The 21,775-nt window shown below is 63.3% G+C and carries 15 protein-coding genes and 1 tRNA gene; 8 read left to right on the top strand and 8 right to left on the bottom strand.

Going from position 1 to position 21,775, the window contains the following annotated elements; translation table 11 throughout:
- The first annotated feature begins 3 nt into the window (after positions 1 to 3).
- The 5 genes from ACOOE2_RS14155 to ACOOE2_RS14135 all read left to right on the top strand — a co-directional run bounded on the left by ACOOE2_RS14155 (position 4) and on the right by ACOOE2_RS14135 (position 6,826).
- A complete protein-coding gene (locus ACOOE2_RS14155; RefSeq protein ID WP_420383631.1) occupies positions 4 to 1,806 on the top strand; it encodes a DNA polymerase III subunit gamma/tau in 1,803 nt (600 codons plus the stop codon).
- Complete coding sequence (locus ACOOE2_RS14150; protein WP_420383630.1) at positions 1,803 to 2,138, top strand: YbaB/EbfC family nucleoid-associated protein; 336 nt, start codon at positions 1,803 to 1,805, stop codon at positions 2,136 to 2,138. The genes ACOOE2_RS14155 and ACOOE2_RS14150 overlap by 4 nt, the downstream gene beginning before the upstream one ends.
- A gap of 226 nt (positions 2,139 to 2,364) precedes the next feature.
- Positions 2,365 to 3,663, top strand: coding sequence for an MlaA family lipoprotein (locus ACOOE2_RS14145; protein WP_420384620.1), 1,299 nt, complete (start codon positions 2,365 to 2,367; stop codon positions 3,661 to 3,663).
- A gap of 178 nt (positions 3,664 to 3,841) precedes the next feature.
- Complete coding sequence (gene lon / locus ACOOE2_RS14140; protein ID WP_420383629.1) at positions 3,842 to 6,247, top strand: endopeptidase La; 2,406 nt, start codon at positions 3,842 to 3,844, stop codon at positions 6,245 to 6,247.
- 306 nt (positions 6,248 to 6,553) lie between these two features.
- The gene (locus ACOOE2_RS14135; RefSeq protein WP_420383628.1) at positions 6,554 to 6,826 is read left to right on the top strand and encodes an HU family DNA-binding protein; all 273 of its coding nucleotides are present in this window, start codon (positions 6,554 to 6,556) and stop codon (positions 6,824 to 6,826) included.
- Positions 6,827 to 6,921: 95 nt separating this feature from the next.
- Here the strand turns inward: ACOOE2_RS14135 and rlmB are convergent, their stop codons facing one another.
- A complete protein-coding gene (rlmB, locus tag ACOOE2_RS14130) occupies positions 6,922 to 7,779 on the bottom strand; it encodes a 23S rRNA (guanosine(2251)-2'-O)-methyltransferase RlmB (protein WP_420383627.1) in 858 nt (285 codons plus the stop codon).
- Positions 7,780 to 8,000: 221 nt separating this feature from the next.
- On the opposite strand from rlmB, the gene ACOOE2_RS14125 reads away from it, so the two are divergent.
- Positions 8,001 to 8,086: transfer RNA gene (locus ACOOE2_RS14125), tRNA-Tyr, on the top strand.
- Positions 8,087 to 8,148: 62 nt separating this feature from the next.
- Here the strand turns inward: ACOOE2_RS14125 and ACOOE2_RS14120 are convergent.
- Positions 8,149 to 9,129, bottom strand: a complete 981-nt coding sequence (locus ACOOE2_RS14120) for a FecR family protein (RefSeq protein ID WP_420383626.1) — start codon at positions 9,127 to 9,129, stop codon at positions 8,149 to 8,151.
- A complete protein-coding gene (locus ACOOE2_RS14115; RefSeq protein ID WP_420383625.1) occupies positions 9,095 to 9,694 on the bottom strand; it encodes an RNA polymerase sigma factor in 600 nt (199 codons plus the stop codon). Before ACOOE2_RS14115 ends, ACOOE2_RS14120 begins: the two co-directional genes overlap by 35 nt.
- 288 nt (positions 9,695 to 9,982) lie before the next feature.
- On the opposite strand from ACOOE2_RS14115, the gene ACOOE2_RS14110 reads away from it, so the two are divergent.
- Entirely contained in the window at positions 9,983 to 12,634 is a 2,652-nt protein-coding gene (locus ACOOE2_RS14110; protein WP_420383624.1) for a TonB-dependent receptor domain-containing protein, read from the top strand.
- A 16-nt stretch (positions 12,635 to 12,650) separates the two neighbouring features.
- Positions 12,651 to 14,297: an amidohydrolase gene (locus ACOOE2_RS14105; protein WP_420383623.1), complete on the top strand. Its 1,647-nt coding sequence runs from the start codon at positions 12,651 to 12,653 to the stop codon at positions 14,295 to 14,297.
- Between the two features lie 72 nt (positions 14,298 to 14,369).
- Here ACOOE2_RS14105 and ACOOE2_RS14100 read toward each other — a convergent pair whose 3' ends face one another.
- The 5 genes from ACOOE2_RS14100 to ACOOE2_RS14080 all read right to left on the bottom strand — a co-directional run bounded on the left by ACOOE2_RS14100 (position 14,370) and on the right by ACOOE2_RS14080 (position 21,764).
- Complete coding sequence (locus tag ACOOE2_RS14100) at positions 14,370 to 14,978, bottom strand: DUF3237 domain-containing protein (protein WP_420383622.1); 609 nt, start codon at positions 14,976 to 14,978, stop codon at positions 14,370 to 14,372.
- Positions 14,975 to 16,864 carry a CocE/NonD family hydrolase gene (locus tag ACOOE2_RS14095; protein ID WP_420383621.1) on the bottom strand — a complete coding sequence of 630 codons (1,890 nt, stop codon included), beginning with the start codon at positions 16,862 to 16,864 and terminating at the stop codon, positions 14,975 to 14,977. The genes ACOOE2_RS14100 and ACOOE2_RS14095 overlap by 4 nt, the downstream gene beginning before the upstream one ends.
- A gap of 2 nt (positions 16,865 to 16,866) precedes the next feature.
- On the bottom strand, positions 16,867 to 18,135 hold the full coding sequence (locus tag ACOOE2_RS14090) for a serine hydrolase domain-containing protein (RefSeq protein ID WP_420383620.1): 1,269 nt from the start codon (positions 18,133 to 18,135) through the stop codon (positions 16,867 to 16,869).
- Between the two features lie 69 nt (positions 18,136 to 18,204).
- The gene (locus ACOOE2_RS14085) at positions 18,205 to 20,529 is read right to left on the bottom strand and encodes a TonB-dependent receptor (protein WP_420383619.1); all 2,325 of its coding nucleotides are present in this window, start codon (positions 20,527 to 20,529) and stop codon (positions 18,205 to 18,207) included.
- Positions 20,530 to 20,654: 125 nt separating this feature from the next.
- Entirely contained in the window at positions 20,655 to 21,764 is a 1,110-nt protein-coding gene (locus ACOOE2_RS14080; RefSeq protein WP_420383618.1) for a helix-turn-helix transcriptional regulator, read from the bottom strand.
- Positions 21,765 to 21,775: the final 11 nt, after the last annotated feature.

Raw genomic sequence — 21,775 nt, 5'->3', positions numbered from 1 at the left:
TTGATGGCCGATTCCACCGACATGTTCGGCGCAGTAACCGACACTGCAGCCGATGACACACCCACCACCGCCGCGCTCGAAGCGGCGGGGCAGGCGGCGATGTTCGGCGAATCGACCCCGGCGCCAGCGCCGGTCGCGACACCCGCGGCCGAGCCGCCGCAGCCCTATCGCGTGCTGGCGCGCAAGTACCGGTCGCAGACATTTGCCGAGCTGATCGGGCAGGATGCCATGGTCCAGACTTTGGGCAATGCGATCCGGCGCGGGCGGCTGGCGCATGCGTTTTTGATGACCGGCATTCGCGGCGTGGGCAAGACCTCGACCGCGCGCCTCATCGCCAAGGCGTTGAACTGCGTGGGCGCCGATGGCCAGGGCGGACCGACGATCGACACGTGCGGTGTGTGCGAGCCGTGCCGCGCGATTGCCGAAGGGCGCCATATCGATGTGATCGAAATGGATGCCGCCAGCCATACCGGCGTCGACGACGTGCGCGAAATCATCGAGGCGGTGCGCTATGCGGCGGTCTCGGCGCGGTACAAGATCTACATCATCGACGAAGTGCACATGCTCAGCCGCAACGCGTTCAACGCGCTGCTCAAAACGCTCGAAGAGCCGCCGGCGCATGTCAAATTCCTGTTTGCCACGACCGAAGTCGACAAATTGCCCGTGACCGTGCTGTCGCGGTGCCAGCGGTTCGATCTGCGGCGGATCGAGACGCCGGTGCTGGCACAGCATTTCGCGATGATCTGCGCAAAGGAAGCGGTGAGTGCCGATCCCGAAGCGCTGGCGCTGATCGCGGCGGCGGCAGAAGGGTCGGTGCGCGACGGGTTGTCGATCCTTGATCAGGCGATCAGCCATGCCGATCTGGCGCATGATGCAGATGACGGCGTGACGCATATCACGGGCGCGCAAGTGCGCGACATGCTCGGCCTGGCGGACAAGGCGATGCAGCGGCGGCTGTTTGCGACCGTCTTGGCGGGCGATGGCCCGGCGCTGATCGGCGAAGTCGCAGGACAATTCGCGCTGGGGGTCGAGCCGCTGGCATTGATGCGTGCACAGCTTGACCTGGTGCACAAGGTGACGCTGGCGCAAGTCACTGGCAGCGCCGATGTGCCCGGTGCGGAAGAGCGCGCCGAAGTCGAAACGCTGGCCAAGGGGCTGGGCGCGGCGCAACTGCACCGGCTGTGGCAATTGCTGATGAAGGGCCATGACGAAGTGCGCGTTGCGCCCGATCCGCTGGCGGCGGCGCAGATGGCCTTGTTGCGCGTGATGCATGCCGGCGAAATGCCCGATCCGGGTGGCCTGGTAAAACGGATCGAAGGGCTGTTGCGCGAGGGGGCTGTGCAGGCGGTTACGCCCGCAGCCTTGTCCGAGGCGCCCGTTGCTGCCGCCCCGCGCAGCCCGCAGGCAATGATGGCCGATTGGGCTGCCCTGGTCGAACGGGTGGAGGCGCAGGCGCCGCTGATCGCATCGACAATGCAACTGGCGGTGCGCGTGATCAGCCTGGCGCGCCAGACTTTGACCTACGAACTGGCGCCGGGGCTGCCGGGCGACCCCAGCGGGGATATCCGCCGCGCGATCGAGGCGGCCACCGGCACATCGTGGCAGATCGAGCGGCGGCCTCCTGGCTCCGGAGAGGCGCAGCCGAGCCTTGAAGAATTACGCGCCGCCGATGCCGATGCGGCAGAGGCGGCGATGCATGACGATCCGCTGGTAAAGGCCGTAATGGCGGCCTTTCCCGGTGCACGGATCCTGGACGAAGCGACGCCGGGCGATGCCGGCACAAAACCCTGGAGCAAGCGCGCATGAAATCGATGGAAGATATGATCCAGGCCGCCCAGAAGGCCGCCGAAACGATCCAGAAGCAGATGGAGGAAGCGCAGGGCAAGCTTGACACGATCGAAGTCGAAGGCGTGGCCGGCGGCGGGCTGGTCAAGATCCGCGCGACCGCCAAGGGCCGCGTGATCGGCGTGGCGATCGACGACAGCCTGGTGGTGGTGGCGGACAAGGGCATCCTGGAAGACCTGGTGGCCGCAGCGTTCAACGACGCGCGCGCGCGCGCTGATGCGACCGCCGCGCAGGAAATGCAGAAAGTGCAGATGGCTGCCGGAATTCCGCCAGGCTTCAAGCTGCCGTTCTGACCGGACCAACAGGGCGCGTCACCCGCCCGTACGCGCGAAATTTGCTGTACCCGCGATAGGCGAACAGGTCGCGCCGCAATCCGAAGGGAGCTTGGCGCAAACAGCACTCTTTTTTGACGTACTCATGGTAATTGGGTATGCGCGCGCTTGCACTAATTCCGGTGGGGGATTCTCTCGCCCCATCGAACGCGCCCATGCAGGGCGGCGAAAGGACCAGTACTTGATCGTGTTTTCGGCCGCAATTGCGGTAACCCTGGCGCAGCCAGCACCGAACGTGCCGCAGCCAGCACCGAACGTGCCGCAGCCTGCGCCCACTGGGCAGCAATTGGCATACCTGGCTGTGGACCAGACGTCTGCGCCCGTGCAGGTTGCTCAAAACGCTGTTCCGTCGGCCATGGTTCCTTCTGCCGTTGCGACTACGCCTCAGGTTTCTGGCCCGGCTTCGGCGCCGAACACCACGCCCCCGGCCGATGGAACGATAGCGGCATCTCCCGCCGCGCCCGATCCTGCCCCGCCGGCCACGACGGCGGCGCCCGCTGCTGCAACGCCGACCACACCGGCGGGTACAACGCCGCCCGCCACCAGCGAGATCGTGGTGTCGGGCGAGCGCGGACTCAAGAAAATCGACCCGGCGATACAGTTCAACAAGACGTCGTATGCGGTCATGCAAAAGGCCGATGACGTGTTCGTCGCGCCTGCGATGCACATCTATCGCGATGTGCTGCCCAAACCGGTGCGTACGGGGCTGCACAATTTCTTTTTCAACCTGACCGAACCGGTCAATGCGTTGAACTACATGCTGCAATTGCATCCGGGCAAGGCGCTGAAGACCGTTGCGCGGTTCGGTATCAACACCACGATCGGGATCGGCGGATTGATCGACGTGGCCAAGAAAAAACCGTTCAACCTGCATTACCGGCCCAATGGCTTTGCCAATACGCTGGGGTATTGGGGCATCGGGCCCGGCCCGTACTTTTTCCTGCCGCTGGTGGGGCCAACCACCTTGCGCGATCTGGTCGGCACGTTGCTGGGCCAGGCGGCGCTGCCCGCGTTTCTGGGCGGGCCGTTCAAATCGCGGTATTATGTCGCCGGCGCCGGAATTATTACTGCGCTCGACTACCGCGTGATCGTCGATGACGATCTGGCCAAAGTGCGCAAGACGCAAAGCCCCTATTCGACGTATCGCCAGGCCTACCTGAAGACGCGGTACGAGGAAATCGAGGCGCTGCACGGCCGTGGTCCGCTGGCGAAGGGCGAAGAGGGCGAGGCGCCGTTTGCCAAGCCGCTGGCCGCCGATGGTTCGCTTGCGCCCGAAGTCGATGTGCCTGCGCCCGGTGACGCTGTGGCTTTGCCGGCGCCGGCGTTATCGACTGCAGAAGCTGGCGGTCCTGTCGCGCAATCAACTGCTGGTGCGCCGTCTACCGCTGCACCCACCCCGATCGCCGCGCCGGCACCGGTGTTCATCGGCAACCCGGTCATTCAGAAATTGCCACCGAATTACCGGCTGCATCACAATCATCCCTGATCTTGCGCGCGAATCCGCGCACAAGCCCTGAAACCGCACCCTTCTCAACCGTCTTTGCCATCAGGGCATTGCGGGTCGCGCGCGGCCATCCCATATCCCGGATGTGCCCCGCCGTGGGACCCGCGATCGCGCAGAGGCGCGCGCAGGGTAACGGTCGGGGGAAAGGAACCGGACTGAAATGACAACGTATCCCCTTTTGCCGCTGCGCGACATCGTCGTGTTCCCCGGTATGGTTGTTCCCCTGTTTGTCGGCCGCGAAAAGTCGGTCGCCGCGCTTGAGGCCGCAATGGCCGGCACCAAGGACATTTTCCTGCTCGCGCAGCTCGATCCGGGTATCGACGATCCCGATTCAGACGATCTGTACGACACCGGCGTCATTGCCAAAGTGTTGCAGTTGCTGAAATTGCCCGACGGCACCGTGCGTGTCCTGGTCGAGGGGCATCAGCGTGCCCACCTCGTCAGCCTGGATGCCGAAACCGGCGCGCATGGTGCGCTGCTGGTCGCAGGCGTGGAACTGGTCGAGTCGGAAACGCCAACCGGCGCCGAAGTTTCGGCGATGATGCGCCAGGTTGTCGAACAATTTGGCGAATATGCCAAATTGTCGAAGAAATTGCCCCAGGACGCAGGATCGCAGCTGGGCGAAATCGATGATGCCGGCAAACTGGCCGATGCGGTTGCCGCCAATCTGGCGGCCAAGGTGTCGGACAAGCAATCGGTGCTGTCGCAGAGCAACCCGCTCAGCCGGCTCGAAATGGTGCTGTCGTTCATGGAGGGCGAGCTTGGCGTGTTGCAGGTCGAGCGCAAGATCCGTGGCCGGGTCAAGCGCCAGATGGAAAAGACCCAGCGCGAATATTACCTCAATGAACAGCTGAAGGCGATCCAGTCCGAGCTGGGCGGCGGCGACGAGGGCAGCGCCAACGAGATCGACGAGCTGGTCGAAAAGATCGAGAAGCTCAAGCTGTCGAAGGACGCGCGCGCCAAGGCCATTGCCGAGCTGAAAAAACTCAAGACGATGCAGCCGATGAGCGCGGAAGCGACTGTCATCCGCAACTATCTCGATGTGCTGCTGGGCCTGCCATGGGGCAAGCGCAGCAAGTTGAAGAGAGACATCGGCGCGGCGCAAGCGGTGCTCGATGCCGACCACTATGCGCTCGACAAGGTCAAGGACCGGATCATCGAGTATCTCGCCGTGCAGGCGCGCACCAACAAGCTGAAAGGCCCGATCCTGTGTCTCGTCGGCCCGCCGGGCGTGGGCAAGACGAGCCTGGGCAAATCGATCGCCAAGGCAACCGGACGCCAGTTCATCCGCCAGTCGCTCGGCGGCGTGCGCGACGAGGCTGAAATCCGCGGCCACAGGCGCACGTACATCGGCTCGCTGCCGGGCAAGGTCGTGACCAACTTGCGCAAGGCGGAGACGATGAATCCGTTGTTCCTGCTCGATGAAATCGACAAGCTGGGGCAGGATTTCCGCGGCGATCCGGCGTCGGCACTGCTCGAGGTGCTCGATCCCGAACAGAACGCAAAGTTCCAGGATCACTATCTGGAGGTCGATGTCGATCTGTCCGACGTGATGTTCGTGTGCACCGCCAACAGCCTCAATCTGCCGCAGGCGCTGCTCGACCGCATGGAAATCATCCGGCTCGAGGGCTATACCGAGGACGAGAAGCTGCAGATTGCCGAACGCCATCTGGTGGCCAAGCAGGTCGAGGCGCACGGGCTCAAAAAGGGTGAGTTCACCCTGACGACCGAGGGCTTGCGCGATCTGATCCGCTACTACACGCGTGAGGCCGGCGTGCGCACGCTGGAGCGCGAGATCGCGCGGCTGGCGCGCAAGACGCTGCGCCGTATTCTCGAAGGCAAGGATAGCGCAGTCACGATCACGCCTGAAAACCTTGCCGATTTTGCCGGCGTGCGCAAATTCCGCCATGGCGTGTCGGATGAGGAAAATCAGGTCGGCGCAGTCACCGGCCTGGCCTGGACCGAAGTCGGCGGCGAATTGCTGACGATCGAAAGCGTAACGGTGCCCGGCAAGGGCGCGGTGCGCACGACAGGCAAGCTGGGCGAAGTGATGAGCGAGGGCGTCCAGATGGCGTTCAGCTTCGTCAAGGCGCGCGGGCCGAGCTATGGCATCAAGCCCTCGATCTTTCACCGCAAGGACCTGCATATCCATCTGCCCGAAGGCGCAGTGCCCAAGGATGGCCCGAGTGCAGGTATCGGCATGGTGACCGCGATGGTTTCGACGCTGACCGGTATTCCGGTGCGCGCCGATGTGGCGATGACCGGCGAGGTTACGCTGCGTGGCCGGGTGCTGGCGATCGGCGGGCTGAAGGAAAAACTGCTGGCGGCGCTGCGCGGTGGCATCAAGACCGTGCTGATCCCCGAGGAAAACCGCAAGGATCTGGCCGAGATCCCGGCGAATATCCGTGATGGGCTGGAAATCATCCCGGTCAGCCATGTCGATGAAGTGCTGGCTCTGGCGCTGGTTTCGCGACCCGAACCGATCGAATGGACCGAAGCGGACGATCTTGCCAGCCAGCCTACGGCGGGTGGTGCCCCGGCGATCGTCCCGCCTACCGCGCACTGATCGACGCGATTGCTTGCGATGAATTGCACCGGACGCCTGATGAACGGCGTCCGGTGCGTTCGTTTGCGCATGCCCAAATGACGCGCGATGCACCGGTTATTGCATTTGCCTGGGCGTTTTTTTGCGCCGCCTGTTTTTCGGCAACCCTTTACCGGTTCGAAATGCACCGGATTCCGGGAACAAATTCGCCTCGGTCCAGCGATTTGCCTTTGACAGTGCCGGGGTTTCCCGTTCATGTCCCCCGTCCGTCACAATGATTCCGACGCAACAAGACCTGCAAAAACACCACGTAGGGGGGTTCCCGGTATGAACAAGAACGATCTTATCAGCGCTGTCGCCGAAGCCAGCGGCCTGACCAAAGGTGATGCGACGAAGTCGGTCGAAGCCGTTTTCGAAGCTGTCGCCGGCGCACTTGCCAAGGGCGACGAAGTTCGTCTGGTCGGCTTTGGCACCTTCTCGGTTGCCAAGCGCAAGGCATCCACCGGTCGCAACCCGCGCACCGGCGAACCCATGTCGATCAAGGCTTCGTCTCAGCCGAAGTTCAAGGCGGGCAAGGGTCTCAAAGACGCTGTGAACTGATGGCCGGCGCCGAAGGGCTTCGGTACGCCGGGCACTGGCGCACAAGATTGTGACACACAAAAAACCGCGCCGGGCATCCCGGCGCGGTTTTTGTATCAATCGCCTGTGGGACGGATCGACGTCGCATAGAGCGCGATTGCCGCGGCCGTCGAGACATTCAGGCTTTCGATCGCGCCCGAGATCGGCAGGCGTGCGATCGCGTCGCAATGCTGTACGACATTGCGGCGGATGCCTTCGCCCTCTGCGCCCAGTACCAGTGCGATCGGCCCGGCGGGCAGTGCGGCAGGAAACGCAGTCTTGCCCGCGCCATCCAGCGCGATGCGCCAGTAGCCCGCCTCGGCCAGCGATTCGAGCGCGCGCGCCAGATTGATCACGCGCACCCATGGCACAAGCTCGAGCGCGCCCGATGCCGATTTGGCCAACGTGCCCGATTCCGGCGGGGCGTGGCGGTCCTGCGTGATCAGCGCGGCGACATTGAACGCGGCGCAACTGCGCAGGATCGCGCCGACATTGTGCGGATCGGTCACCTGATCGAGGATCACGATGGTGCGTCCGCCGGCTTCGTCGAGCACATCGTCGAGCGCCAGTTCAGGCAGCGGCGCACAATCCAGGACCAGCCCCTGGTGCGGCGCATCGCGCGCAACCATCCGGCCCAGATCTGCGGCCTGCGCATAATCGACCGGCAGCGTCGCAGGCAGATCGGCATCATGATCGTCGAGCATCGCCTGGATCGCCTCACGCGTGCCCCACAGCTTCTTGGCATCGCGTTCGGGATTGGTCAGCGCCGCCTCGACCGCATGGCGCCCCCACAGCCGGATGACCCCGGTGCTGCTGCGGCCCGATCCGCGCCCGCCCTGCATCCGCCCCGCGCGCCCGCGCAGCGACGTGTCGCGGCGGTCGCCTTCGTAATTGACTTCGGAACGGCTGTTGGTCGGGCGGCGGGGAGGAGCCATGGCACGGGCACTTTCGTCTGGATCTGGGACGCGCCATAATGGTGCGCGACCAATGTTACGGAATTTCAGGCGCGCTGTGCCACCCCCCCCATTGACAGGCAAGCCCCGCTTGGCCAAAGGGACGCCTCGCTCGGCTGGTAACGCCGCTTTCGCCCCCCGATATCGGGTGCGATCGCGGCATATGCCAGGTCTTTTGGGCCCGGCACCGGCAAGTCTGGTGTGGACAGGTGGCCGAGTGGTTAAAGGCAGCAGACTGTAAATCTGCCCGTGCAAGCGTACGCTGGTTCGAATCCAGCCCTGTCCACCACCGGCTCTTTCGCGACATCCGCAAATATCCAAGAAATCTTGGAAATCCCGGGGGTGTCCTCATCAGGTCGGATGCCAGTTCGCTCCTTTGGAGGTGAAGATCACCTTTCCGGCTTCGACGCGCATGTCCAGGTTCAGACTTTCGCTGGCGGCCCTGGCAAAGCCGATGGTGTCGGTTGCAGAGAAATACCCGGTGATCGTGCGTGCGGCCGCGCCACTGTCGGCAAAGACGATCCGGGTGTCGCCGTAGCGGGCCAGTTCGTCGGCGGCTTCGCGCAAGGTTTCGCCGCGGAACGCGATCTTGCCGTCGCGCCAGGCCAGGTCGTCTTGCTGTTCGGCGGCATCGATCTGGCTCACATGCAGGATGCCATCGCGCAGATGGGCTTCTGCGCGCATGTTCGCGGTCAGGTTGCGCGGTTCAAAACTGGCCTCGGTGCTGTTCATCTCGACCGCGCCTTCCTGGACGTCGACGATCAGGCGGTCGCGCGTATTGCGGACGGTAAACGCGGTGCCGACCGCTTCGACCGATGCGGGGCCGGCCTCGACCGTAAACGGACGGGTGCGGTCCCTGGCCACTTCGAACAGCGCTTCGCCATCGATCAGGCGCACCTCCCGGCGGCGGGTGCCCAGATGCACCTCGATGTGACTGGCGGTGTTGAGCGTAACGGACGAGCCGTCAGTCAGCGGGATCAGCCGGACTTCGCCCTTGCCGGTCGTGTACGTGGAAAAATGAGGCCGACCGATGATCCACGCGGCACTCGCGGCTATGGCCGCAGCAGCGGCACTGGCGCCAAGCAGGCTGCGCCGCGAGATCAGCGGGGAGCGATGGACCTCTGCGCCAAAATCGCCGCCCAACGCCGCCGCCATATCGAGGCGGACAAGAATGGCCTGCGCCCGGCCCAGCGCGCCGACATGGCGGATATCGTCTTCCAGCCAGCGATCCAGCGCCTGCTGATCGCTCTGGCCGATTTGGCCGCGATCGAGACGGGCGGCCCATTGCGCTGCCGCCTCATCGACCTCTGAACTCGTTGCGCGCCTTGCCATGCTGTGTTTCGCCCGGAACCTCACCCTCAGATGCGCGGGGGGGCCCTTTTCCTCCACGACCAAATAGCGTCATGAGTTCCTGAATGCCACGGATCACGTGTTTTTCCACGGTGCTCTGCGATATTCCCAGTTGCTGCGCAATCTCCCTCTGCGACAGGCCGCGGACTTTGCGCAAGATGAACACCTGTCGGCATTTTGGCGGCAGGCCGGCAATTGCGTCGGCCACCAGGGACAGCTCTTCGCGCGATTCAAGCTGGCGATCCTGCAGCGGTTCAAACGATGCAATATCCAGTTGCCCAGCCTGTTCGATCGATTCGATCGGCACGATCTTGGCGCGTCGCACTTCCATAAGGATGACCGAGCTTGCGGTCTTGAACAGATAGGCGCGTGGATTGAGAATGTGTTCGACACTGCCCAGCGTCGCCAGGATCGCATAAGCCTCCTGTATCACGTCATCGACATCGAACGCGGGGCCGATGCGCCGTACCAGCCACGCGCGCAGTGCGGGCTCATGCGGCAGGATGTGGTGGGCAAGCCAGATTGCCCGGGTGTTCCGGTCGACCATTCAGCACGGATGGCCTGACGCTGCGTTGCGCACAAGGCGCCGGCGACGCCCTTGTTAGAACGCGCTGCATTCGTGGGGCAGCGCTGCGATAAAAAAACCGCAGGCGCCGCATGAGGAACGCCCGGCGCGATGCATCTTTGTTTTGAAGAGCAAAATCGCCACGTTCAGGCAAGCATCACGGGACCGTTGCAGGCGATGTGCGGCCCCGATGATGACAGCGCCGGAACCTGGCGGACTTTGCCGGGAGAGAGCAGCCTGAAAGACGCACGGGGCAACAGGGAGGCGTAAATGGGCAATTCACGGGTCGGGGCGAAACGTCATCTGTATCTCTGCGCGGCACTTGCGGTAATCGCGGGTGCGACGCCCGCGCTGGCGACGCCTGCGATCGCTCAGGTACGCAGCTTCGACCTGGCGCCAGGGGACGCGATCGATGTCATTCCCGCCTTTGCGCGGCAAAGCGGTTTGCAGATTGTTGCGCCGGCCGGCAATCTGCGCGGGGTGCGTACCCCCGCCATTGTCGGGCAATTCGATGCCCGCACGGCTTTGCGCAGGCTCATCCGTAACACCGGCCTGACGATCGGGTCGGACAATGGTGCGGTGATTACCCTGAAGACGCTGCCGCGTACCGCCGAACGCCATGTCGACGTGCAACTTGCATCCAACGCCCCTGTTGGTACCGCGCCGGCGCCGGCGCCGGTTACAGCACCGCAATCGGGCGGCACCGACACCGGCGATATCGTCGTGACCGCAACGCGCCAGTCGCAAACCGCCAGCCATGTGCCGATCAGCCTGAGCGTTTATAACCAGGCCGCGCTCGACGCGCGCGGGATTCGCAGTATCGAGGATACTGTCCGGTTTACGCCCGGGGTGAATTTCTCCTCGTCGTATGGCAACACCAGCAATATTTCGATCCGGGGCGTCAATTCGGACGTGGGGTCGGGCACGACCGGCATTTATGTCGATGACACGCCGATCCAGGCGAAAAGTTTCGGCTATGGCAACGGCAACGTCTATCCCCGCCTGTTCGACCTGGAACGGGTCGAAGTGCTGCGCGGGCCGCAGGGCACGTTGTTTGGCGGCAGCTCCGAGGGCGGGACGATCCGCTATCTGACGCCGCAGCCCGGTCTGGAAAGCTGGTCCGGATATGGCCGCGCCGAAGTGTCGGGTACCGCGCGCGGCGGCACCAATTATGAAGTCGGCGCGGCGATCGGCGGGCCATTGGTCAAGGACAAGATCGGATTTCGCCTGAGCGCCTATTATCGGCACGACGGCGGTTATGTCGACCGCGAGGATTATTTTACCGGCCAGACTCTCGCCAGGAACACCAATTCGCAGGATGCTTATGTGGTGCGCGGGGCGGTTACATTCGCGCCATCGGATGCGTTGCACATCACGGCATCGATGTTGTGGCAAAAAACCGCGCTGAACGATTCGAACCAGTTTCTGCAGGTGCTGTCGGATACGTCGCACAACCGGCTGGTTTCGGGTCAGCCGCTGACATCGCCCGACCATGACCAGTTCTATCTGCCGGCGTTGAAGATCGAATATCACGGGGCCGGGTTCGACGTGATTTCAAACTCGTCGTATTTTACGCGCAACAACACGTTCGACCCCGATTATTCGACGGTGATTCCCGGTGCGTTTGCGGGCGAGGCCTATCTTTCCGCCTTTCCGGACTACCGCGCCTATGCCAATCTTCAAAACCGCTACCACTCGTTTGTGCAGGAAGTGCGGGTTCAGTCGTCCAACCCCACCGCGCGGCTTCACTGGGTAGCTGGCGCCTATTACAGCCACCTCAGCCAATACGCGAACGAACAGATCATCGATCCGGATTTCGGCCAGATTACCGAATATGCCTATGGCGCTTCGGTGCTGGATGCGACCGGACAGTCGTTGATCGACAACAAATATTCCTATCTCCAGAATTTCCACACGCTGGATCAGGAAGTTGCGGTGTTTGGGGACCTCAATTACGAACTCGCCAAAGGCCTGCATGTCAGCGTCGGCGCGCGTGAGGCGATCCCGTGGTACACCACGGATTTCTACGTCACCGGCCCGTTCAACTTTGGCACGGTGCAGGGCTCGACCCATGGCAAGGGCCATCCGCTTTCCCCAAAATTCGGCATCAACTGGCAAATCGACCCGCACGACATGGTCTATTTCACAGCCGCCAAGGGCTATCGCGTCGGTGGCGGCAACGTGCCCGTCAACAGCGATGCCTGCTCGGCCGATCTGGCCGCGCGCGGCTTTTCCTCTGCGCCGACCGGGTATGCGCCCGACAGTTTGTGGAGTTATGAAGTGGGTGCCAAGACCCGCCCGACGAATTCGTTGCAGCTCGACGTCAGTGCGTTTCACGTCGTGTGGAATGGTATTCAGCGCAATGTCTACCTGCCCGACTGCGGTTTGCAATTCACGGCCAATCTCGGCAGCGCCGTCAGCAACGGTTTCGATCTGCAGCTTACCCAGAAAATCGGCAGGGCGTTCACGCTGACCGGGCAATTGGGCTACACCAATTCGCATTATTCGAAAACTCTGACGATCAGCGGCGATTCCGGCTCGCTGCCCATCGTGCGTGCCGGGGATCAGCTTCAGGAAGAGCCATGGACGGTCGTGGTCGGCGGGCAGTACGATTTCGAGGCTTTCACCAGGCGCGGTTTTCTGCGGTTCGATTACAATTTCATCGGCGGCCATGCGATTACCCCGCAACTCGATTCGTCGACATCGAGTTACAATGCGATCGTCCCGCCGATGCAGAGTTACACCTTGCTCAGCGCACGCCTTGGCTTCAGGATCGAGACGATCGATGTGGCGCTGTTCGGGAACAACCTGCTCAATCAGCATCCACGCCTGGCAAGCTATACCGACGGAGGGGCACTTTTCCTGAAATCGTCCACGCTGCGACCGCGCGTGATCGGTCTCAACGCCTCCATCAAATACTGATCGCAGGACACAACCGATGCACATTGCAAAACGATTTCTCAAGGCAGGACTTTTGCTCGGCTCCGTCGTGGCGCCGGTGGCGGCACAGGCGAGCGACCTGATCCTGGTCAACGGCAGGATCTACACCGCCGCTGCGCCAAAGTGGGCAGAGGCGATCGCGGTGACCGGCAACACCATCGAAGCGGTCGGATCGAACGCCCAGGTGCTCAAGACCAGGACCGCCAAGACGCAAGTGGTCGATCTCAAGGGGCAGATGGTCATCCCTGGGGTTACGGACAATCATACGCATCCGTGGTTCGGTTCGCTTGCGCTCACTCATCTCAACCTGACGACCGAGTTCCAGAATATCCGGCCCGATACGAACCGCGCCGAATATATCGCGCGGATCAAGGCCTATGCGGCTGCACATCCGGCCGAGCCGATCATTTTCGTGCGCAGCGAATTCGACCGTCATCCCGGGCCGGCGCTGGCCATCCTCGACGAGGCGGAGCCGAACAAGCCGCTTGTCGTCCACCATGTCGACGAACACTGGCTGTGGGTGAATTCGAAAGCCTTGGCGCTCGCGGGCATAACCGACAAGCCGCTGCCCGACCCGCTGGAGGAGAGCTATGTCGAGCGTGATGCCGGCGGCCATCCCACCGGCGTGCTCGACGAAGCCGCGATGGAAGTGATGGAACGCGCGCTGCCGCCGATGCCCATGGACGAACAGGTGCGGATCCTGGAGGCCGGCGAGCATTACCTCAACAGCATGGGCGTCACCAGCGCGGCGGCGATGACCGGTGGGCTCGATGAATTGCGCGCGTGGGATGCGATCCGCAAGCGCGGCGAACTGACGCTGCGCGTGCGCCAGTCGTTCGGGGCGGTTGCCGTCAATCACCACATGACGGACAAATTCCTTGCCGATCTCGAGCTTGCGCGCACGACGTGGCATGACGACTGGCTGTCCGCCAATATCGTGAAATTCTTCATGGATGGCGATCCGACGCCGCCGCTTTACAAGGCGGCGGATTACAATGCGCTGGTCAAGGAACTCGACAAGCGCGGATACTATATGGTGTCGCACGCGCTGACGCCCGAAGGGGTCAAGATGGCGCTCGACGGGTATCAGGCAGCGCAAGAGGCGAATGGCCAGCACGACGCGCGCTTTCGGCTGACCCATGGCGAACGGATCAATCCGGAAGATATGCCGCGCCTGGCCAAACTGCATGTCGTGCTCAGCACCCAGCCGGCGTTCTGCTGCGAATATGACGGCAAGCCCGGCCAGATGGACAACCCCTGGCGATCGGTGATGAACACCGGCGCCACGGTCGTGTTTGACAGCGACTGGCCGTGTTCGTGGCCACCCAGTCCGATCGATGGGATCGAGCAGGCGGCAAACCGCTGGATCTATCGCCAATACGACGCGCGCGGCCCGGTCGGCAGCCTGAAACACGACCATCAACCCGGTGAGGCGGTCAGCCCGGAAGACGCGCTGATCGCATACACCCGCACTGCCGCCTATGCCAACCATACGGAGGCAAAGCTTGGCACGCTGGAGGCAGGCAAGCTCGCCGATATCGTCGTGTTGACCAAAAACATCCTGGAACTGCCAAAGGAGCAGATCTCCAGCGCGCGGGTATCGGCGACCATCGTTGGCGGCAAGCTGGTCTATGGCACCCTGTGACGATGGAATGCCTCGGCCTGGTTGCTCGAATGACGCGAGCGCGGGCGTTTGCCGGTCAGGCTACAACGCCGGCTACGTCACCCGGAATACCTGAATCAGGCGGCCGTTGGCCGTGGGGCCAAAATCGGGCGTCCTGATTTCGGGTGGCACGGGATATGTCAACGTCGCGACGAACACGGATTCGCGAAGCCACGCGTATTTCCGGCCCGAAACGTTGAACGTCGGCAGCAGGCGATATTTGTTTTTGGTGTACCCGTGGCCGCTGTTGTGGATGATGATTTCATAGCCGTCATCGGTTTTCAACCGATACAGCGCGTCGACAATGACCACACCGTCAGGACGCACGACCGGAAAATCGCCGCCACCGGGCACAACCGTGCCCTGAATGCCGCGCCCCCGGAATGTGCCGCCGATGATCGGCCACACGTCGTACCTGTCACCATCGGCGGACACCTGGTCGGACTTGGGCCCCATGAATTCCGGCTCGGTACAGAACGGCACGATGTCCATCACCCATTCCAGCCCGACCTGGTCGTAGACTTTCGGCACAACGCCCGCAGGCAGGGGCGGCGCGCCGGGTTCGTGCGCCAGTGGCTCGGTCGCGCCCAGCCGTGCGGCTCCTGTGGCGAGCGGAATCCCTGCGCAAATCAGGCCAAGCGTGTTCCGGCGCGATATCGTCATGGCAAAATCTCCTGTGGTGGACGGCCATCGGCCAGCGGATCGGCGCGACAAGGCTGGTGAAGCACAGTGCCGCACTCCGCACGTGCCGGGGGAATGGCAACATTGGGCACGGTGCCGATCATCAGCCGCGAAGCGTGGTCGCGATCATGCAGCACTTCGATCCGCATGGGTACCGATTGCGGCGCAAACAGATTGCCGCCGTATTGGCTGGGTGTGTCGATCCACAGCCGCAGGCGTGATCCCTTGCGGAAGGCGTGCGCAAATTTCTGCACTTCGATCCGCGCGAGCGCCGGTTGCCCGGGCACCATCGCCACCATCGTTTCGGGCCGGTCTATCGGCCAGGGGCGCAAGGCCGTCGATTTTACCGGATCCTGCGCGCGGTCCGATAGCCGCAGCCAGCCGCGCTGGACGAACATTTCCTGCCCGTCGGGGCGCACTTCGGTCACCGTGACTTGCAGATCGGCATCGGCATTGGTGTTGGTCACCCACAGGTCGGCGCTCGCCGGACCATAGGCCAGCACGTCATGGTCGAACGCCGCCGTGGTATAGGCTAGCGTGCCGCGTTGCCATCCGGCGCGCAGCGGTTCCCATCCGTCCTTGCCGAATTCGTAGTTCACGCCGGGCCCGCGCATCGGATAGTCGAAACCGTCCGCCTGGCCTTTGCCGCCGCCGGGAACCAGTCTGCCGCCCGCCGACAAGGCGAGCGCCATCGGCGTCACCGGCATCGGAAACGTGGCATGCGAAAACGTCAGCGCCGGCGTAAAGTTTTCGAACATCGCCGCGCCGGGGCCCTTCAGCGCACCCTCGATCCACACCTGCACATGCGGCGTGGCTTCGAAATTGTTCGCCTGCCCTTTGACAAAGCGGTCGAAGAATGCGATCAGTTCCTGCCGGTACCGCGCCGAGACATACAGGTCGTGCGCCCCATTGGTCTGCAGGTACCACAGGCGCGACGGGTCGATCGTTTCCTGGAAATACCCCATCCGCGCCATCACCGCTTCGTCCTGGAACACTTCCATCGAAAACACCGGCACGGTGATCCGGCTGGTGCGCGCGGCCAGGTTGCGGATTTCGATATAATCATCGCGCAACGGGTGGCGAATCAGGATTGCGGGCAGGCGGTTGGTTTCGGCAGTGCGGACATTGGTCGCGATCTGCGCCAGGCACTTCGTGTCGCCCTCCGCTTTCGCACTGGCCTCGGCCGAGGCCCAGCGCGAATGCAGATAGCCCCACCAGCCATCGACAAACCCCGGCGCCGGCACCCCGCCGGGATACCAGCTGTCGAGCCGCGCATCGCCGAGCGGCATGCCCGGCGCGATGGCTTTCAGGTGCGGGGGCTGCTCGGATGCGGTGGCGAGTTGCGACATGCCCGCCCACGACCAGTTGGCCATGCCGACCGCGCCGTTCGACCATGGCTGGCCAGCGATCCACTCGATCGCATCGCGGCCGTCCTCGCCATAGGATCTGGCCAGGAATTCGAACTGTCCTTCGGAACAGGCCGTGCCGCGCGCGTTTATCCCCACTACGGCATAGCCTGCCGCGACCAGCGAGGCATCGAGATTGACCGACATCGCGGTGTTGTCGTCAAGATAGGCCGCGCCGCCGATCGATCCGGGATCATAGCCCGAATAGTTGACGATGACCGGGAACGGGCCTTTGCCCCTGGGTAACAGCACGCTGTAGCGCAAACGCGTGCCGTCGCGCACCGGCAGGTACCCGGTCACACGTTTTGCAAAAAAGCGCGGGTGATGGATGACCGGCGGAAGCAGCTCATCGGGCGGGGTGCCGATCTGTGCGGCGACCGGCACTTGCGCCTGCGCCCATGCTGCACCGGGCAGGGTGGCGGCAATCAGCGCGGCAAGTATCAGGCGTTTGACGCGTGCCATGGTTATTGTTTCCACGTCGTCAGGGTTTTGAAATAGGCCAGCGTGTCTTCCATCGCGGCGTTGCCCTGCGCCGAGCCCTCTTCGGGAAAAAAGCTCAATTTGACAATCACCGTGCGTGTTGCCGGGTGAACATAGATGAACTGTCCTTGCAGGCCCAAAGCGGTATAGGCCCCGGTCGCGTCCAGCTTCCATATCTGGAAACCATAGCCCGACCGGGCGAACGGATTGGTCACATTGGCCGGCGGCGGCGGGGTTCCGGCGTCGGCATTGGGTGTCATCGCGGTGGCTTGCGCAATCCAGTCGGCGGGAACGACCTGGCGCCCGTTGAATTGGCCATTGCCCAGCAGCATCGCGCCAAACCGGGCAAAATCGCGCAGTGTCGCGTTATAGCCCATGCCGTTCAGTTCGCGGCCCACGCCGGGCGCACCATCGGCCATCCAGAAACCATACGATTCCATGCCCATCGGCTGCCACATATAGCGGGTCATGAATTCGGCCAGCGGCTGTTTCGTCGCACGTTCCAGCACCCAGCCGAGCACGCTGGTGTCGAGCGTCGAATAGTTGAAGTGGCTGCCCGGCTGCCATTTGCGCCCCAGACGCGGCGCCATGTCGGCAAAGCGTTCGGTGTTGGCAGCAATCGCGTTCAGAAAAATCTTTGCCGCCGTGCTCGGGTTTGCGCCGAAGTCGTAGCGTTCCTCGTAATCGACCCCGGAACGCATCTGCAACAGCTGCCGGATCGTCACGCCGTCATAGCCCGACCCTTTCAGTTCGGGCACATATTGCACGGCGCGATCATCGATCGAATGAATCGCGCCCTGGCCGATCGCGATGCCGACAAGCATCGAGGTGAATGTCTTGGCCATCGAAAACGATATGAAATGTGTGCCGGCATCGGTGTTGTTGCGATAGCTTTCATGCAGGATCTTGCCATCGCGCATCACCAGAAAAGCCGACGTGTAAGTCCGGTCTTCCCATTGGTCTTCGGTCAGCGTCTGCCCGCCGATCGCCGCACGCGGCAAGGCGGCGTCGTTGTGCGGCAGGGGGGCGATCGGGCCGGCGCGCGGCACCGGCCGGGTCTGGAACAGCTGATCCATCGAATGGAACGTCAACATGTTTTCGGGCGCTTCGAGCATATGCTTGCGCGCTTCGAGCAAGGCCGGCGGTACAGTGCCATCGGACAGGACATGGCTCGGCGCGGTTTGTGCCACGGCGGGCTGGGCCAGCGCGAGCGCGAGCGCAAGAGCGACCGACGTGGTGCGAAGCAAAGTCATGCGTTGTGAACCTCTTCAAATAAAAGCGCAACTTGCTCCCTCCCCTGCAGGGGAGGGGCTCTTGGCAGATTACTGCCGCAGCAGCAGCGTCATGCCGAATGTGCGCGGGCGCAGCGTGATGTCCTGATACGATCCGACGCCGACGACGTTGATCGACCGCGACAGGATCGGATGGGTATTGCCCACATTGTCGACGAACAGCGACAGATCGAACACGTCATGGCGCCAGCCCACGCGTGCGCTGGCGTAGTGCAGCGCCTGTGTGCGGATTGCGCCGGGATCATACGAATTGGTCGCCGGATCGGTCATGGTCGTCTCTGCCCCGGTGCTTTTGTATTGATAATCGCCGCGCAGATAGGCCGATCCCGCGCCAACCGGCGTGGTGTAATCGCCGCCGACCGTTGCGGTCCAGGGATGGGTTTCCAGGTGGTCGGCGTTGGTTGCCAGCGCCCCGCCGCCCACATCCTGGGTAAAGTGCGCATTGGTGTAACTGACCGTACCATCGATCGACAGGCCTGTGGCGGGGCGCACGGTTGCGCTCACGTCAAACCCCTCGCTGCGCGCCTTGCCCAGGTTGGCAGTGAACTGCGCGCCGCAATGCTGGAGATAGACATCCTGCTGGATGTTTTTCCAATCGACGCGAAAGGCGCTGGCGGCGATCGTCACCGCATGGCCCAGATGCCCCTTGGCTCCGGCCTCGTAGCTCCACAGACTGTCGGATTGATACGTCGCCGGTACGTCGCTGAAACCATAACCGGTCAGATCCGCACCGCACACCGACAAGGGCACCGGCGCATTGGTCCCGCCGATGCGATAGCCCTTGGACGCGGTCGCATAGAGCAGCAGCGCGGGCGAGCTTTGCCAGTTCAGCGCGAATTTGGGCGTCACCGGGGTTTCGCGGACCGACTGCGGGCTCTGCAGCTGATAGCCTGAAACCGGCCCTTGAAACAGCGAATTGCCGTCGAATTTGGTATGCGTCACGCGCAGGCCCGCGGTCGCCTTCAGCGTTGGGGTGAAGGCAAATGTCGCTTCGCCAAATCCGGCAATCTGTTCGTCGGCGCCGCGCCCGCTGCCCTGCAGCGAATAGAGCCCGTCCACCAGCGGCGTGCCGAAAATGAATTGCGGCGGCACGCCGCCAAACAGATCGGCAAAATAGGGATCGGCGACGGCTTCGCTGAAATGCTGAACCGATTTTGCATAAAACGCGCCCAGTACCCATGACAGCCGCGCCTCGCGGTCGCTCGATTGCAGGCGCACTTCCTCGGTAAAGGTGCGCTGGTTGTTGGCCAGGTGCGCCAGGGCATTGTACCGCGGGGATCCGAACGGCGTGCCGTCGAACACGGCCGGCCACAGCGTCGAATAATCGATCTGCGCGCTTTGGTCGCGGATATAGTACGACGTGTTGTTGATGAGTTGCACGCCTGCGAAATCATAGGCGATGTTCAGCGCGGGCAGCAGGAACCGGTCATGATCGGGCGCGGCATTGGGCTGACCGCTGAGAAACCGCCCGGTTGGAAACCGACCCTGCGATGGCGACGACAGCGTTTCCCAGTAATTGCTGCTGTCGTTGATCAATTTGCGCTGGTAAAACAGCGACGGTGTAATCGTCAGGCCCTCGGCCGGCACCCATTTAAGGGCAACGCGCCCCACCTGGGTATCACTGAAATTGACATTGCGCTGGACGATCTGGTCGGTCAGCGCGGGATTGGCATTGACCCGGTCGACCCAGCCACCGTCGTGGCGATCCCACAGACTGGCGGCAAAGCCCAGCTTGCCCGGGATGAGCGGCGCGGTGATCGACACGCCGAATTCGCCCGAGGCCGCCCCGCCCTGCGTCGCAGAGGCTTCGGCACGGGCGTAGATGTGGACCGCATCGAGGCTGGGCTGCGTGGTGATGAAACGCACCGTTCCGCCTTCGGAACCGGCGCCGAACAGCGTGCCCTGGGGGCCGCGCAACACTTCGACACGCGACAGGTCAAAAACCGCCGGAAATGCATTGGTGGTCGAATAGCCCACCGATCGGCTCTGGATCGGAGTATCGTCGATATAGATCCCGGTGGTGGCTGCACCGACGGTCGAACTGACCCCGCGAATGGCGATATTGGTCTGGTTGCCGAAACCGTTGGGATCGAACTGGATCCCCGGCGTTTCGCGCACAACACCCGCGATGTCCTTGATCCCGCGCACATCGAGCGATGCCTGACCAAACGCAGTAATGGACACGGGCACTTTGCTGAGCACTTCGGCACGGCGGGTGGCCGTGACGATGATTTCGCCGGGCGCGACGGCGTCGGGCGTGGCAGGTTTGTCTTCGGCATGTGCAGGCGTGGTCAGGCCCATCGCCAGGGCAAACAGGCCTGAAGTCGCGGCAAGGGCAGTGGCGTGCTTGGTCATGGCGTCCCTCATGGATCGCACCGGTACCGGCGTCGATTGCCAACGATGGCCCGGACAAAGCGTGGGCGCGTCCCCCAAATGGTATATGGTATAACAAAATCGGGCGCGCGCGCCGGCCTGGTTTGTCAGGCGCGATGTCGGGCAACCGAGCGGCAGATGCGGCGCACCAGCTCGGCCTGGCGCGGCGCCCCGGTCTTGGCGAGCACGCGTTTGAGATGCAGACGCGCGGTGCCTTCGGCAACACCGCGCGCGGCGGCAAATTCGCTGACGCTGATACCGTTGGCCAGGCTCGCGGCCAGCGCCGCCTCGGTCAACGTCAGACCGAACAGCCGGGCGATATCGTGCGCGTCATACCGCACCGTGCAATCGGGCCGGGTGATCACCAGCATTACCAGGTCGGGCGACAGGGCAATCGGTGCCGGTGTTTGCAGATGTGGCGTTGCGCGCACGTGCAGAAGCGGGCCGAGATCGCCGCCCAATGCCAGCACCGCGCGATCGCTGCGCCCAGCCACCAGCGCGCCGAGGCGTTGCTGATCGTCGCTCGCATCGCACGCCAGCGCACCATGTCGCAGCCGCATCGCGCCGCCCGCGTCCAGCAGCCGCCGCGCATCCGCATTCATCCAGTGGACCCGCAGTCGCCGGTCGCAGGCGACAAGCGCGGTCAACATGCCGTCGCCCGCCGCTTCGACCAGCGCCAGACGCGCGTCCGCCTCGGCCAGCCGCATCCATAACCGCACCGCCTGGCGAAAATGCGGTGCCATCGCCTCCAGCAGATGGCGATCGTGCAAATCGATATCGCGGCCATCACCTGGCGCGCGATGAAAAATCATCGTGAAATGGCGTTCGTCTTCGAGCTGCTGGCTGATCCAGAACGCGGGGCCCAGGCCGCACCGCGCCAGCCCGTCGCGCAGTACCTTGCGATCTTCGTTGCTGTAATCCGGCGATTGCTGGTCGCTTTCGATTTCCAGATCGACCGGCGGTCCGTTCGGACGGCGAAAGCGCGGGTTGGCGATGCTGTTCGCCCATGAATCGTGCAAGGCCGCATGGCCTTCCGACACGCTGTCGCGCGTTCCCCACAGTGGCAGCAAGTCATCGCGCGAGGCGACAAGCAATTGCGCCGCAACGCTTTCGACCCCAAAGCGCACCCGCAACAGGTCCATCAGTTCGACCCAGCGCGCCGCGTTGTCCACTGCTCCGTAAAGCGTGCCGATCAATTGATCATCGAGTACGGCCATCGATCCAGTCC

It is taken from the genome of Novosphingobium sp. (genome assembly GCF_965214355.1).
Lineage (GTDB): Bacteria > Pseudomonadota > Alphaproteobacteria > Sphingomonadales > Sphingomonadaceae > Novosphingobium.
Note: the sequence above shows the minus strand (reverse complement) of the source record. Positions and strands in the feature narration are given on the sequence as shown.

Coding starts and splice junctions, on each gene's coding strand:
- ACOOE2_RS14155 (WP_420383631.1), top strand. CDS start 4: ATGGCCGATTCCACCGACATGTTCGGCGCAGTAACCGACACTGCAGCC.
- ACOOE2_RS14150 (WP_420383630.1), top strand. CDS start 1,803: ATGAAATCGATGGAAGATATGATCCAGGCCGCCCAGAAGGCCGCCGAA.
- lon (WP_420383629.1), top strand. CDS start 3,842: ATGACAACGTATCCCCTTTTGCCGCTGCGCGACATCGTCGTGTTCCCC.
- ACOOE2_RS14135 (WP_420383628.1), top strand. CDS start 6,554: ATGAACAAGAACGATCTTATCAGCGCTGTCGCCGAAGCCAGCGGCCTG.
- rlmB (WP_420383627.1), bottom strand. CDS start 7,779: ATGGCTCCTCCCCGCCGCCCGACCAACAGCCGTTCCGAAGTCAATTAC.
- ACOOE2_RS14120 (WP_420383626.1), bottom strand. CDS start 9,129: ATGGCAAGGCGCGCAACGAGTTCAGAGGTCGATGAGGCGGCAGCGCAA.
- ACOOE2_RS14115 (WP_420383625.1), bottom strand. CDS start 9,694: ATGGTCGACCGGAACACCCGGGCAATCTGGCTTGCCCACCACATCCTG.
- ACOOE2_RS14110 (WP_420383624.1), top strand. CDS start 9,983: ATGGGCAATTCACGGGTCGGGGCGAAACGTCATCTGTATCTCTGCGCG.
- ACOOE2_RS14105 (WP_420383623.1), top strand. CDS start 12,651: ATGCACATTGCAAAACGATTTCTCAAGGCAGGACTTTTGCTCGGCTCC.
- ACOOE2_RS14100 (WP_420383622.1), bottom strand. CDS start 14,978: ATGACGATATCGCGCCGGAACACGCTTGGCCTGATTTGCGCAGGGATT.
- ACOOE2_RS14095 (WP_420383621.1), bottom strand. CDS start 16,864: ATGGCACGCGTCAAACGCCTGATACTTGCCGCGCTGATTGCCGCCACC.
- ACOOE2_RS14090 (WP_420383620.1), bottom strand. CDS start 18,135: ATGACTTTGCTTCGCACCACGTCGGTCGCTCTTGCGCTCGCGCTCGCG.
- ACOOE2_RS14085 (WP_420383619.1), bottom strand. CDS start 20,529: ATGACCAAGCACGCCACTGCCCTTGCCGCGACTTCAGGCCTGTTTGCC.
- ACOOE2_RS14080 (WP_420383618.1), bottom strand. CDS start 21,764: ATGGCCGTACTCGATGATCAATTGATCGGCACGCTTTACGGAGCAGTG.